Source organism: uncultured Campylobacter sp. (assembly GCF_938039205.1).
Classification (GTDB): Bacteria; Campylobacterota; Campylobacteria; order Campylobacterales; family Campylobacteraceae; genus Campylobacter_A.
Genome location: NZ_CALHVM010000023.1, coordinates 1 through 13,569, shown reverse-complemented (window position 1 = coordinate 13,569; position 13,569 = coordinate 1). Strand labels below are relative to the sequence as shown.

The window sequence follows — 13,569 nt, the reverse complement described above, 5'->3', positions numbered from 1 at the left end:
ATAAAATTTAGAGCGGACTTAGCCGCTCTAAGCCCGAATTATTTAGCAGGCGCTCCGGTATATTGGAATTTATAGGTCGTGGTAAACGGCTCGAACCATTTACCTACGCCCGTTTCTTTGTCTGCGTGACGACCGAAGCCTTGTTTTTCAGGATTTTCTATATGAAATTTTAGCTCGTAGTTGCCAACGCCCGTATCCATTTTTAGGTTAGCGCCGTAGTGAGGGCCGTCTTGAGCAACCATAGGCATAAATGTGCCTTTTTTAACTTTGCCGTTATCTAGGTTTTTTAGCTCGTAATTAACTTTTAGATAAGGGATCCACTCACCGGCTGCAAAGCCGTTTTTATTTCCCTCGATAGCGTGGATGTCGGCCTCTAGGTGGATGTCTGCTTTACTAGGAGCTAGGTCGATGCCTTTTGGCTCCATGTCGATCGGCTCTAGATAAACGGCAGCTATCTCCATACCGTTGATTTCTACCGGATCGCCGATAGGAAACTCGCCTGCTAAGGCTACTGAAGCAGCAAGGCTAAATGCCAAAGCTGTTTTAACAAATTTGTTCATGTTTTCTCCTTTAGATTAGTTTGTAAATTTATTTTAAGCTTCGCGGCAACCCGCGAAAGCTAGAAACGTCAAATTTAAGCCTCTTTGGCTTGCTTTTTTTTCATTATGATCACGCCGATGATTAGCGCTGCTATCATGATAGTCTGCGGTACTAAGCTCTCGTAGTACGGATAAATGCCTAGCCATTCGATAGTCGGGAAGCCTTCGATCTTGGTCGGAACGAAAATTTTACCCTCGACGAACTCCATAAGCCCCTTGCCCACAAACACGATCGACATATAAAAAATGATCGCCGAAGTGACCAAGAAAAACGGCTTAATCGGGATTTTTATAGCAAAAATTTTAAACACGTAGTAAGTAACAAGCAAGACAACTAGCCCCACTACAAATCCCAGCGCGATCATCGAGTAGCCCACGCTATCTTTAGCGTCAAAAATCAGCGCCTGATAGAAAAGCACGGTCTCCGCGCCTTCTCTAAATACCGCTAAAAATACCGTCCACCAAAGCGCCTTAGCAGAGCCTGCGGATATAGACTCGCTGACGTGGCTTTGGATATATTTGCTCCATTTTTTCGCGCCCGCGTTTGAAAGTAGCCAAAAACCGACGTAAAAGAGCAGTCCCACGGCAATAAGCATCACCGCGCCCTCCATCACCTCTCTTTTTTGACCTGCAGCGCCCGCAAATATCAAATTCATAATCCACGCCATAACAAAGCTTAACACGACCGCTACGGCAAGCGAGCTGTAAACGATACTCATGCGCTTTTCGTTGCCGGTTTTTAGTAGATACGCCACGACGGCCGCTACGATGATGAGCGCCTCAAATCCCTCGCGAAGTATGATCGTAAGCGCGTAAACAAATAGCGCCCAAGGCGAACTGCTGCCGCTTGTTTTTTCTAACGCGGCGTCTAAATTTGCGCCTAGATTATCGGCTGCTTGCTGAAGTCTCTCGACGCTCACGCCCGCCTTCATCAGCGCGACTACTTCGCCGAAATTTCCTTCTATCTTGGTTTTTAGACCGACGTCTATCGCGCCTACTTTGTTTTCCATGCCGCTACCTTCGAACTCGTCGAAGTAAATATCCTGAGCATCGCTCATAGCTTTAGCTACGTCTTTTGCGGCGTAAAGTTTGATCGCGTCGGCGATTTTTGCCTTTATGTTTGCAACGACTGGCGCAAAATCAGTAGCCGCGTCATCCTCGGCGCTATCGGGCAAAACCACGTTGGTAGCTAGCGAGCCAGACTCCATAGGCAGCTTGGCTACGTTTTCGTATATCAGCGCGTCAAGCTCGTCCAAATTTGACTTTAGCACGTCGACTGCTACGTCGTTGTTTATCGCTATTATCGCCGAGCCCATTCGCTTTTGGATGTCGCCGTCGATGCCCTGACCGCCGTTTATAAATCTACGGATAGCCTCTTCTAGCTTCGTGTTGCGGTAAAGCTCAAATTTGGCTTTGTTGTTTATCTGCTGTTTTGCTGCGTCTTTATCACCCTTTTCGTAGGCTGCTGCGGCAGCGCTAAGAGCTGTTTTTATATCGTTATAAACCACCTGCCAGTGCGGCTCGATAGTAGCGCTACTTGTAGGCTGCGCCGTAGTTTGGCTAGCCTCAGTAGCCTTAGCGGTCTGCGCGGCGTCTGCGTTTTTAGGATCGGAGTACTCGCCCACTAGCTTGTGACCGGTGTTTATGACGGGCAAAACCTCATCCATCTCTTTGTTTAGCTCGTCCATTATCGCTTGTATCTCTTCTACGGATTTTTTAGCGATGATGGCTTTGCGGATTTTGCCAAATTTAGACTCCATCGAGTAGGCTTTTTTCTGCCCCAAATTTACCCTGATCGCCGCTTCGATGTTTTCGAAATGCCCAAAATACGCATTTTGCGTAGCGGTTTTTGCCTCGTCGATCTTGCCCTCTTTATACTGCTGCATAATGCTTACGAACGAATCTTTTATGCTCTGTATCTCAGGGCCATAGTCGGTATCCGCTGCATTTAGCATAAAAGGGATAAAAAGCGCGAGTATAAATTTTAAAAATTTGCTCATAAAAAACTCCGATAAAATATGTTTTACGCGGCCATTTTACCATTTCAAAACTTTAGCGAAAATAAAAACTGCTATCAAGTATCAATCTTATCAACAAGCTATTTTTTTGATTATCAGATTGATCCGACTTTGAAATTTGGGTAAATTTAAGAGGTAAAATTTGAAAGAAAATTCGGGAGCGAGTCGCCCCCGAATTTGAGTTAGATAGTAGCGCCCGCTTGTCTTAGCATAACGCGTTTGCGATATACGTTTGACACGTCTGCGGCGTCGCCTACTAGTAGCGCGTTGGTGGCGCAAACGGCGGCGCACATAGGGACTTTGCCCTCTGAGATGCGGTTTTGGCCGTACATATGAAGCTCCTCGTGAGAGTTCGTCTCCTCAGGGCCTCCCGCACACATGGTGCACTTATCCATAGCGCCTTTTATACCGAATGCTCCGTCTCTAGGAAACTGCGGCGCGCCGAACGGACATGCGTATAGGCAGTATCCGCAGCCGATGCATTTGTTTTTATCGTGAAGCACGATACCGTCGGCTCTGATGTAAAAACAATCAACCGGACACACCTGCTCGCAAGGAGCGTCGGTGCAGTGTTGGCACGCGATAGTAGTTGAGACCTCTTTACCCTCAATACCATCGTGAAGCGTGATAACCTTTCTTCTATAAATTCCAACTGGAAGCTCGTGAGCAGAAGAGCAGGCGACTTGACATCCAAAGCAGCTGATACATCTATTAGTATCTACAAAAAATTTCATTCTTGCCATTTTTCTCTCCTTACTCTTTACCTAGGGCGTCTCTCTCGCCATACTCGTGATAAAACGATGTTTTAAAGGTGTTCTCTTCAGCTTTTTCTATGCGGCAAAGACCTGCGTTAAATTCTGAAATTTGAGTAACCGGATCAAAGCCGTAGTTTGTTACGGTATTAAAGCTCTCGCCGATCGTATAAGGCTTAGTACCCTCAGGATAGCGGTCTTCTAGGCTCACGCCTTGCATAACGCCCGCGAAGTTATACGGCATACAAATTCTGTCCGGCGTAACCATCTGAGTATGATAGCAACGAACCTTGATCTTAGTGCCTTGCGGAGAGTGGATCCACATCATATCGCGATCTTGGATGCCGTATTTTAGGGCAAGCTCAGGATGGACGTTAGCAAACATCTCAGGCGTGATCGCCGCTAGATACTTGCTCGTTCGCTCTATCATTCCCGCGCCGCTTAAATTTACTACGCGCAATGTGCTAAATACGATAGGGAATTCCTTACTCCAGTCTTTTGCTTGTTGTTCGGACTTAAATTTAGTCTCGACGCGGAAATTTCTAGCCTGATCGTCAAAGGTCGGATATTTCTGAACGAGATCCCAGCGCGGAGAGTGGATAGGCTCACGGTGTTTAGGGATCGGATCTAGGAATTCCCAAACGATCATTCTAGCTCTTGCGTTACCAAACGGCACTACGCCTTTTTCGCGGCATTTTTCTAGGATAAGACCGCTGTGATCGGTGCTCCAAGTGGCTCCCATTAATTTTTTCTCTTCTTCGGTCAAGGTTATGCCTAGGACTTTTTCGATATTTTCTTTAGTTATTTGCGGATAGCCGCCTTTTACGTCTGATCCTACTAAAGTCGTATCTTCGCTAGCTAGCTGACTAACGCCGTTATGTTCTAAGCCGAAACGATTTCTAAAACCGCTACCGCCTTCTGTATAAGGTTTACTCATGTCGTAAAGTATCGGAGTGCCGGGGTGTTTTTCGTCCCATGCCGGCCAAGGTTTGCCGTAATATTCGCCTTTTACGTCGCCGCCGATACCCATTAGCGTATCGGGATCGAAATTTTGCCAGTTAGCCTGATGTCTTCTAAACATTTCGGCGGTTCTACCGGTATAACCGATAGATTTACCCATGCGAGCTATCTCGTCGGTAGCGTCGTCCGGCCATATGAAATCGTCTTTAACTTGTTTTGGCTCATGATCTACGGTCTTCATCTTCATGCCTTTTACGTACTCGTCGTAAAAGCCGAATTTTTTAGCAAATAAGAACATTACTTCGTGATCGCCCTTACTCTCGTAAAGCGGTTCTACTACCTTAGTTCTCCACTGGCCGGAGCGATTCGTAGAGCTTAAATGCCCCTCGTTTTCAAACGCGGTAGCGACCGGCAAGATATAAATTCCGTCTTTTCTATCGCTTAAAATCGTGACCTCGTTGACGAAAGGTTCGGCTACGACTAGTAAGTCTAATTTATCGACGGCTTGTTGAATTTTAGTTAAGTGCGCCATAGAAGTTAGACCGGTTCCTTGTACCCAAAGAACGCGAAGCTTACCGCTAGTATATGTTTTTTCTTCTTTTAAGACGCCCTGCCACCATTTTGACAGCGACCAGCCCTTTTCGTTTCTCCAGTTTCTATCTTCCGGATTTTGCGGATCGTGATAAAAATACTCTTCAAATACGGTATTTTTTACCGGAGCGCCGCCTTGTTTAGGTTCTTTCGTAGAAACCGCGAATCTTTTAATAAATTCGTCGTAATCAACGCCCCAACCTTTGCAATAGTATTTCCAAGAAGTATCCGCTAACCCGTAATACATCGGCAAACTATCCGAGAGATTGCACATATCGGTAGAGCCTTGGACGTTATCGTGACCGCGTAGGATATTACAGCCGCCGCCCGGTTTACCCATGTTGCCTAAAATTAGCTGCATAATAGGTAGAATTCTTGTATTTGACGTGCCTACGGAGTGCTGAGTGATACCTAGCGCCCAGATAACCGTTCCCGGTTTATTGTGAGCCATTATGTGTGCGGCTTGCATTAGTCTATCTATAGGTACTCCCGTAACGTCCGAAGTTACCTCAGGCGTCCAGTGCTCGGCCTCTTTTCTTATTTCGTCTATACCGTAAGTTCTATTTTCTAAAAATTCCTTATCTTCCCAGCCGTTTTTAAGGATGATGTGGATTAATCCGTAGATTAACGCTACGTCCGTTCCCGAACGATGTCTTAGATAAAGGTCTGCTTTTGCCGCAGATTTCGTAAAATTCGGATCCGCAACGATTAGCTTTGCGTTATTTCTATCTTTAGCCTGAAGGGCATGCTTCATACCGCCGACGGGATTTGCTACGGCCGAATTTGCGCCTATCATAAAGATAGCTTTCGAGTTTGCAGCCATATCTCCGCAGTGGTTAGTCATAGCGCCGTAACCCCAAGTATTCGCCACACCGGCGACTGTTGCGCTATGTCAAATGCGTGCTACGTGATCGTTGCTGTTTGTACCCCAAAACGCCGCAAATTTGCGGAAATAATAAGCCTGCTCGTTGTTAAATTTAGCCGAACCCAAGAAAACTACGCTATCAGGACCGTCTTCTTTGCGGATTTGTAGCATCTTGTCGCCGATTTCGTTTACGGCTTGTTCCCAGCTGATGCGCTCCCATTTTCCGTTTACTTTTTTCATCGGAAATTTGATGCGTTGTTTTGATTTCGTAAGGTCGATCTGATCGATTCCCTTAGAGCAGTGCGAACCCTGAGAGATCGGGTGATACATAGCCATATCTTGGCGTACCCATACTCCGTCTTTTACCTCGGCTTCTATACCGCAACCCGCCGAACAAATAGAACAAATCGTTCTAACCTTTTTTGAACCTTCGTAAGGATTTTTTATCTCCTCGTTGGTTGCCTTTCTAAACGTCTCGTTTTCGCCAAATGCCATCGTGCTACCGGCACCAAGAGCGGCAAGCTTCAAAAACGAGCGTCTTCCTATGCGTGAATCACTCATGGTTTTCTCCCTTAGTAAGCGATCTTATAGTAGTATTCCCACTCTTTGCTTTTTTTGTAAAGCACCTCTTTTTTGCTCGACTTGCCGACAACTACGCCGTTGTCGTCAGGAGCAAGCTCGTCGCTGGTCGGTTTTGCGATAGCTGCAGCGGCCAATACAGTCCCGCCTACCGCGCCGACCTTCAGAGATTTTTTGAGGAAATCTCGTCTTGATCCTTGCATGTTTTCTCCTTATTAATCTCAAATTTGAAATTTTTGAGATGTTTTTAGAAAGATATTGTTCAAATTTTGCATATTTCCTAGGCGTAGTGCGCCTTACAGGCGCGTATTTTAGGGCACTTGCATATTTTAAAATATCACTGTGCAAATTTAGCATATTTTGAGAATAAATGAAGTAAAAATATTAGATTAATTATGAAACTTAATAAATAGTTAAGGAAACCTAAAATTTAGCTTAAGTTTTAATACTACATATCAAGTTAAAAATGTATATTTTATGTAACTCTGGGGCTTTTGAGCTAAATTTATCAAATTTAGCTCAAATTTACGTTAGGGATTATTTTTGAAGGTCGCTTAAATTTACTATAAAAGGCACGGAGCGAACGCCGGCGGCGGAGTATTTTTGTCTTAAATTATCCATCGCTTTTACGTCTGCGTCACTGACTGCACCGTCTGCCACCTTATAGTCGTCCGCAAAATATTTTCGTAAAATTTTGATCTTGTCGCTATCGGTTTTCGCGCTTGCTACGTCTTTATATATCAAAAAGCTTTTTTGCAAAGACGATACGTCGTGAACCGGAGTTAAGATTAGCTTTACGTTGCTTTCTTTTAACGTCGCTTCGATCTTTTCAAGCTCTAGGCGGCAGTACGGGCACTCAGGATCGGAAAACATCACGATAGTTGGCTTTTTAGAGTCGTTTCCTAGAGTGATGATATTTTCTTTTTGCTCGTTTTTATAGACTTTTGAAATATTTTTCGCCGCTATTTCCTTTTTTATCTCTTGCAGGTAGGCTTTTTGCGCCTTTAGGTCGATGATATCCGGGAAAAGCAAGTCGCCTTTAGTAAAGATAACCTCATCTTGACTCACTTGACCGTTGCTCAAATTTACCACGACCGCTTCGATTCCGTCGGTTAACGGTTTGCGCTCAGTTACATTTACTTTCACGCCTTCGCCGACCATCTGCGAATAAAAACCGACTACTTGCTCGTTTGACGCAGCAAACATCGCGCAGGCCGCCATTAGCGACAAAACTATTTTTTTCATTTCATTCCTTTTTAAAAATTTGCGCGGATTATATTAGCTTTTTATAAATAGATAAAAAATCACGCTTTTAAAACTCGGTCCGTGCCGTTTTTAACGATATTTGGATCTAGATCGAGTTGCTCTAGGTAGGCGATTATGTATTTTCTACTCAAATTTAACGACTCTTTCGCGTTCGTTACGTTTACGAATCCTTGCGCGGCGATGATAGCTTTTAGCTTCGCAAGCGCCTCGTTTAGGGCCTTTGACGTTACGAAAAGATTATGCGCGAGCCTCACCACGCGCCCGATTCCCGTTAGTTTTTTTAGCGCGTTATCGCCGCTAATGCGGTCTATCTCAAGCTCGTCGTAGATGTTATAAGGCGCCAAGGGAGCTAAATTTCCGCTTTGCAAAATCTCGTAAATTTTCTCCTCGAGCCTGATTTTTAGCTTGCTAATATCCACGCCCGTTTTGGTATAGACGCCGTCGTTTTTAGCGATCATGCCCGCGCTTTCTAGCTCGTCAAGCGCCTTTTGAGCGATATTTTCGCTAGCCCACGAGAGCTTTAGGCTGATGCTCGTAGCCGAAAATACCGCAAATTCGTTCTTTTCTATCATAAATTTGACCGCGCTTTTTATCCGATCGACCGCGCTTAGATCGTAGATATTTAGCGCTTTTTCATCGACGAATACGTTTGGCGTTTGCTTTGCTATATCTACGGCCTCCTCGTGATTTAGCCCGAAACGCTGATAGGCCGAGATGATACCAAAGCCGTTTTTATGCGTATCTTTTAGCATCGCAAAGGCACTTACGAAATCTTTTTTGAGCAGCGAGCTTAAAAACGAAATTTTGCTTGATTTTTTCATCGGCTCGCTTACGGCGTTTAGCACCCTGCCGCCGCCTATGACGCGACCGTTTGCGATGAGCACGAACGGCTCGTCAAATTTTAAAAACATATCCCTTTCAAATTTAAACGTCGCAAATATCCCGCCCTCTTTTTCGCTGAGGACTAGCGCTTTTGCGGGCGCGGCCTTTGCTCCGACGCAAAACGTCACATTCTCGCCGTGCGTTAGCTCGCGAGCAAAAACGATCGCGTCTATCTCGCGAAATCCTCTAAAAAAGCCCTTTTTACTGAGCAATTGTCCTTTTTTTAGATCATTTAGCTCGATTCCCGTCAAATTTAGCGCCACGCGGCTGCTAACTCCCGCGCGCTCAACGAATTTATCGTGGCTTTGCACGCTTCGCACCTGCGCCTCTTTGCCTGCGTCATAGTTAAACAGCTTCTCGTTTTTGCTCACGCTGCCCTCTATCACGGTGCCCGTGACTACGTTTCCGATACCTTTTAGGCTAAAAACGCGGTCGATGTAATATCTAAAAACGCCCTCTTGCTCGCGGCTAGCCGCCTTTAGCGTGAAAAGATAATTTCGCAGCTCATCAATGCTCGCGCTATCTTTAATGCTAACCTGGAAAATCTCTAAAATTTGCAGATTTTTGTAGTTTTGCGCGGCGGCGTAAATTTCGCCTTTTCGCCGTTCTATTAGCTCTGCGCTCGCTAGGTCGCATTTAGTTAGCGCGACGATGAGCGAGCGAACGCCAAGGATATTTAAAACCTCCAAATGCTCCAAAGACTGCGGCATTAGACCGTCGTTTGCCGCCACGACGAATAGGCACGCGTCAAATCCGTATGCGCCGCTGATCATCGTTTTGATCAAATTTTCATGTCCGGGCACGTCGATAAACGCGATATTTTCGCCGTTTTTGCTCAAATTTGAAAAGCTAAGATCGATCGTGATCCCGCGCTTTTGCTCCTCCTCTAGCTTGTCGCCCTCAAAGCCGTTTAGCTCCTTTATCAGCGCCGTTTTGCCGTGGTCGATATGCCCGGCCGTTCCTATTATTAAGCTCATTTTTCATCCGTTTCGTTGATTTTTTCTATTAAATTTTGCACGTCCGCGTCTAGCACGCTGCGAAGATCGAGCAGAAATTTACCCTCCTCTATGCGCCCGATCACGAGATTTTTCCTAAATTTAGCCTCGTTTTCGTTCGCGTTTCCTTTGACGGCTAGCGCGAGGCTAGGTATGCGTTTGTTTGGCATCGTGCCGCCGCCCACATAGGTCGTCGTGCGCACGATTTCAAGCGGAGTTTTTAGCCGCGAGTTTATGAAATTTGCCGTGTTTTCTAGCTCCTCTACGCTTTTATAGAGCTGTTTTACCGTCGTGATAAGCTCAAATTCGCGGTTTGCGTAGGCCTTGACGCTTTCAGCCAGTAGCGAGATGATCACCTTGTCCACGCGCAGCATTCTTAACAGCTGATTTTTCTTTAGCTTTGCGATGAGCCCCTTTTTACCTAGGATTATGCCGCACTGCACGGAGCCAAAGAGCTTATCTCCGCTAAAGCTAACGAGCGAAGCATCTTTTAGATTTTTTAGATTCGGCTCGTTGCGCTCTAGGCCGTAGGGCAGCTCACCGTAAAATCCGCCGCCAAGATCAAAATAATCAATCAAATTTCGCTCTCTTGCTAGCGCACTAAGGTCCTGCATCGCCACGTCCTCGCTAAAGCCCACGATATCAAAATTTGATCTATGCACCTTTAAGATCAGCTTGGAGTTTTCGTTTATCGCCTCCTCGTAGTCGCGCAGATTGGTTTTATTGGTAGTGCCCACTTCGCGCAGGATCGCGCCCGAGTTTGCCATGACTTCTGGCACGCGAAAGCTCCCGCCGATCTCGACTAGCTCACCCCTGCTAATGATAGCTTCGCCGCCTTTTGAGAAGGTATTTAGCACCAAAAATACCGCACTTGCGTTGTTATTTACGATGACGGCGTCCTCAAATCCGAAAAGCTCCGCCAGCAGCCCGCCCACGTAGTCGTAGCGGTTTGAGCGGCCGCCCTTTTCGACGCTGTACTCTAAATTTGAATACCCCGTGATCACGGGCGCGGCTCGGCGTAAAATTTCCGGATCGATCGCGCTGCGGCCGAGGTTAGTGTGGATGATGACGCCGGTTGCGTTTATCAGGCTTCGTAGGCTCAAATTTGACGCTTTTTCGTATCTTGCGAGCGTGCTTTGGACGATGTCGTCAAGCCCCGGGCAGTTTTGCCCGCCTAAAATTTGAGCGCGCAGGCTCTCTAGCTCGCACCTAGCGACTTTAGTTAGCAGGCTCGTGTCAAGCCCGGAAAATCGCTCGTTTTTTATAAATTTATCTATCTGCGGGAGTTTTCGTAGTTCGTTCAAATTCGCTCCTAGTAAATTTGTGTTACCGAGCGCGATTTTAGCATAAATTTGGATAAATCTAATCTTATTAAAAAAAATAAATGTAAAATTTCAGAGCCTATTAATGCCTTTAGTATTAAAATGCGCTCAATTTTGATAACGCGTAGCGCGGGGAGAAAATCATGAAAGAATTCGGTTTTTACAACGATTTTGACGAAAATTTGATGCTAAACGAGCAGATCGAGATAAACGGCGAAGGCGAGTATCTCGTCTCAAATTCGCCCAAACTAAAATCAAGCGTCGTAGCGCCGGAGATAAATTTTTATCTAAAAAACACCGCTGACTCGGTGCTGGATAAGGCTAAAAACACGCTTTTGCTTTATGAGGCTAGAGCCAGCGCCTTTGACCTAGCGCGCGACATCGACTACGAAAAGCAAGTCGGCAAAAACGTCGTGATCGTTAGTAACGGCGGCCGCGAAAATTTGGCGAATTTGCTCAAAGTTAAAGGCTTTAAAACAATCGAGCTGACGCATTTTGAGATCAAATTTATCTACGGAGCCGCAGGCGAACTAAGCGTGCTAGTACTGCGCCCCGACGGCGAGTTTGAGGTGGACTGCGACTTTTTCCTCGTAGAAAACGCACGCGAATACATGCTAAAGCAAAGCGGCTGCTACGAGATCGCGGGCAAAAGCGACGAGGAAATCGCCGCGCAGCTAGAGGCGCAAAGCCCGAAATTTAAATTTAAAAGCCACGTCCACTACGACTCCACGATCTGCCAGTATCACGAGCGCAGACACGAGATCTGCGGCAGGTGCGTAGAGGCCTGCCCTACGGTCGCGATCCTAAAAGAGGACGAGACCAAGCACCTAGTTTTCTCTCACATCGACTGCATAAACTGCGGCGGCTGCGTTAGCGTCTGCCCTAGCGGCGCGCTTGATTACTCAGATATGCCGCGAAATTCGTTTACCGAGATAGCCAAACTATACCGCGGCCGGATCGCGCTAGTCGTGCCTGCAAAGGCGAATTTAGAAAATTTAAGCCTAAATTTACCCGCGAACGTGCTGCCTTTTGCCATTAGCGGTGAGAGATTTTTGAGCGAGACGCATCTGCTTACGTTACTTCAAGAAAGCGGCGCGCAGGTCGTGATCTACGAGCAAAATATCGGCAAAGGCACCAAAGACGCGGTGGATATTTTAAACCAAATTTACGAGCTTAAATTTAACGAAAAAGCCGTCCTAGTCGCGCAGAACGAAGACAAGCTAAAAAGCGCCCTATCTCAGGCTAAATTTATCGACGGCTCGCAGCACTCCATCGCCGAGTACGCCATGCCAAAGCGCGAAATTTTCGCCAAACGCCTAGAGTGGCTAGTCGGAGATCAAAATTTAGGCTCGGTTAGCACCACGGAGCTCATCAGATACGGCCGCGTCGAGATAAATCAAGACACCTGCACGCTGTGCCTAAGCTGCGTGGGAGCCTGCAACGTCGCCGCTCTGGTCGCGGACAAGAAAACAAACTCCATCGTCTTTAACCCTAGCGTCTGCACCGCGTGCGGATACTGCGAGCTTAGCTGCGCGGAAAAAGACACGATATTTTTGCGCCCCGGCAAGATTGATCTGGAGCCCGGATTTTTCGCATTTAGCGAGCTAGCCAGAGACGAGCTTTTCGCCTGTATCGAGTGCGGCAAGGAGTTTGCGACCAAAAAGGCCGTAGAAAAGATCGCCTCGATCATGGCGCCTAAATTTAACGGCGACAAAGCCAAGCTAAAGACGCTGTACTGCTGCTCGGACTGCAAAGCCAAAGTGATGATAAAAGCGCAAATGGATCAAATGAGAGAAGAGGTTTTAAATGGATAATAACTTAACCAAGGCGCGCGCGTATTTTTACGAGTTTTTGGCCTACCCGCTGTTTTTTCACGAGCACGGCGGTAAATTTGACCGCTGGCGCGAGCAGCTAGCCTATCTAGCCACTAGTCCCGTTACACCTGCGAGCGAGGCCGCGTTTGCGAATTTAGCCAAATTTGACTTCGAGAAATTCGCCAGAGAGCAAAACGACGTGCTTTTTGACTTTTCTTACTCAAATATCCCGCTAAACGCCTCATTTTACGAGGACGGACGCGACGACGGCGCGGCTAGGCTGCGCGTGATCGAGTGCCTAAAGCTAAGCCCGTACCGCAGGGACAAAGACGTCTGCAAGGACAGCGAGGACTACGTCGGATTTATATTTTTAGCCACGGCGACCTTTTTACGCGACGAAGCAGCGGGCGCGGCAAATATCAGCAGCAAGCTATTTACGGACGTTACGAATAAATTTATCGACGAATTTATCAAATTTTTATCCGCTCACAAAAATGCAGACTTTTTCGCCTCTTACGCGGTTATCTTGCGCGATTTTATCGATCTTGAGCGTGCGGTACTAGGCGTGGAGGCGCCTCCTGCGCCGATCGGCGACAGCGCGGCGGTAGCCTCGATGAAAAAAGAGCCGTTTCAAAGCAAGATGCCTACGGCCAAAACAAAACTCCGCTGGGAGGAGTTCTCGCCCGTCATCTCGCAAGAGTTCGACGACTGAGGCTTGAGCGCTTAAATTTGCTTGCTAGGCTCGTGCCGGCAGGTAAATTTGACCAGGCGGGATCGCCCGCGCGGCCGTTTCTCGTCAAATTTGCGCTTTAAATTTAGCCAGATAAACCCGTCCGTTTTCGGCGCGATTTTTTAGCCTCTTTAACCCGCCCAAATTTACTCCCGCATTTTTTAAATTTCACTCAAATTTAACCGCCCTTTGGCTA

10 protein-coding genes and 1 pseudogene are annotated in these 13,569 nt (G+C 46.7%); 2 read left to right on the top strand and 9 right to left on the bottom strand.

All coding sequences use genetic code 11. From position 1 onward, the window contains the following. Window positions 1-38: 38 nt before the first annotated feature. From Q0394_RS02815 to selA, 9 genes and pseudogenes are all read right to left on the bottom strand, one after another. The gene (locus Q0394_RS02815) at window positions 39-560 is read right to left on the bottom strand and encodes an iron transporter (protein WP_122873224.1); all 522 of its coding nucleotides are present in this window, start codon (window positions 558-560) and stop codon (window positions 39-41) included. 74 nt (window positions 561-634) lie between these two features. Then, window positions 635-2,599 carry an FTR1 family protein gene (locus Q0394_RS02810; protein ID WP_298945472.1) on the bottom strand — a complete coding sequence of 655 codons (1,965 nt, stop codon included), beginning with the start codon at window positions 2,597-2,599 and terminating at the stop codon, window positions 635-637. Window positions 2,600-2,799: 200 nt separating this feature from the next. Next, window positions 2,800-3,360, bottom strand: a complete 561-nt coding sequence (gene fdh3B, locus Q0394_RS02805) for a formate dehydrogenase FDH3 subunit beta (RefSeq protein ID WP_298945471.1) — start codon at window positions 3,358-3,360, stop codon at window positions 2,800-2,802. Between the two features lie 10 nt (window positions 3,361-3,370). Beyond that, window positions 3,371-6,037, bottom strand: coding sequence for a formate dehydrogenase subunit alpha (locus tag Q0394_RS02800; protein WP_298945536.1), 2,667 nt, complete (start codon window positions 6,035-6,037; stop codon window positions 3,371-3,373). A gap of 48 nt (window positions 6,038-6,085) precedes the next feature. Continuing rightward, window positions 6,086-6,280 (bottom strand): annotated as a pseudogene (locus tag Q0394_RS02795) (hypothetical protein); the annotation flags it as partial. Window positions 6,281-6,357: 77 nt separating this feature from the next. Then, window positions 6,358-6,567, bottom strand: a complete 210-nt coding sequence (locus Q0394_RS02790; RefSeq protein WP_002948952.1) for a twin-arginine translocation signal domain-containing protein — start codon at window positions 6,565-6,567, stop codon at window positions 6,358-6,360. Window positions 6,568-6,901: 334 nt separating this feature from the next. Continuing rightward, on the bottom strand, window positions 6,902-7,609 hold the full coding sequence (locus Q0394_RS02785; protein ID WP_298792457.1) for a thioredoxin domain-containing protein: 708 nt from the start codon (window positions 7,607-7,609) through the stop codon (window positions 6,902-6,904). A gap of 59 nt (window positions 7,610-7,668) precedes the next feature. Continuing rightward, the gene (gene selB / locus Q0394_RS02780; protein ID WP_298945470.1) at window positions 7,669-9,489 is read right to left on the bottom strand and encodes a selenocysteine-specific translation elongation factor; all 1,821 of its coding nucleotides are present in this window, start codon (window positions 9,487-9,489) and stop codon (window positions 7,669-7,671) included. Beyond that, window positions 9,486-10,811, bottom strand: coding sequence for an L-seryl-tRNA(Sec) selenium transferase (gene selA / locus Q0394_RS02775; protein WP_298945469.1), 1,326 nt, complete (start codon window positions 10,809-10,811; stop codon window positions 9,486-9,488). The genes selB and selA overlap by 4 nt, the downstream gene beginning before the upstream one ends. Window positions 10,812-10,972: 161 nt before the next feature. Here selA and Q0394_RS02770 point away from each other — a divergent pair, with 161 nt between their 5' ends. Together Q0394_RS02770 and Q0394_RS02765 are read left to right on the top strand one after the other, a co-directional pair. Continuing rightward, on the top strand, window positions 10,973-12,643 hold the full coding sequence (locus Q0394_RS02770; RefSeq protein WP_298945468.1) for a 4Fe-4S binding protein: 1,671 nt from the start codon (window positions 10,973-10,975) through the stop codon (window positions 12,641-12,643). Further along, window positions 12,636-13,355, top strand: coding sequence for a formate dehydrogenase-specific chaperone (locus Q0394_RS02765; RefSeq protein ID WP_298945467.1), 720 nt, complete (start codon window positions 12,636-12,638; stop codon window positions 13,353-13,355). Before Q0394_RS02770 ends, Q0394_RS02765 begins: the two co-directional genes overlap by 8 nt. Window positions 13,356-13,569 lie beyond the last annotated feature (214 nt).

Bases quoted from the DNA above. Each gene is read 5' to 3' on its own strand.
- Q0394_RS02790 (WP_002948952.1), bottom strand. From the start codon at position 6,567: ATGCAAGGATCAAGACGAGATTTCCTCAAAAAATCTCTGAAGGTCGGC.
- Q0394_RS02785 (WP_298792457.1), bottom strand. From the start codon at position 7,609: ATGAAAAAAATAGTTTTGTCGCTAATGGCGGCCTGCGCGATGTTTGCT.
- Q0394_RS02810 (WP_298945472.1), bottom strand. From the start codon at position 2,599: ATGAGCAAATTTTTAAAATTTATACTCGCGCTTTTTATCCCTTTTATG.
- selB (WP_298945470.1), bottom strand. From the start codon at position 9,489: ATGAGCTTAATAATAGGAACGGCCGGGCATATCGACCACGGCAAAACG.
- fdh3B (WP_298945471.1), bottom strand. From the start codon at position 3,360: ATGGCAAGAATGAAATTTTTTGTAGATACTAATAGATGTATCAGCTGC.
- Q0394_RS02770 (WP_298945468.1), top strand. From the start codon at position 10,973: ATGAAAGAATTCGGTTTTTACAACGATTTTGACGAAAATTTGATGCTA.
- Q0394_RS02815 (WP_122873224.1), bottom strand. From the start codon at position 560: ATGAACAAATTTGTTAAAACAGCTTTGGCATTTAGCCTTGCTGCTTCA.
- Q0394_RS02765 (WP_298945467.1), top strand. From the start codon at position 12,636: ATGGATAATAACTTAACCAAGGCGCGCGCGTATTTTTACGAGTTTTTG.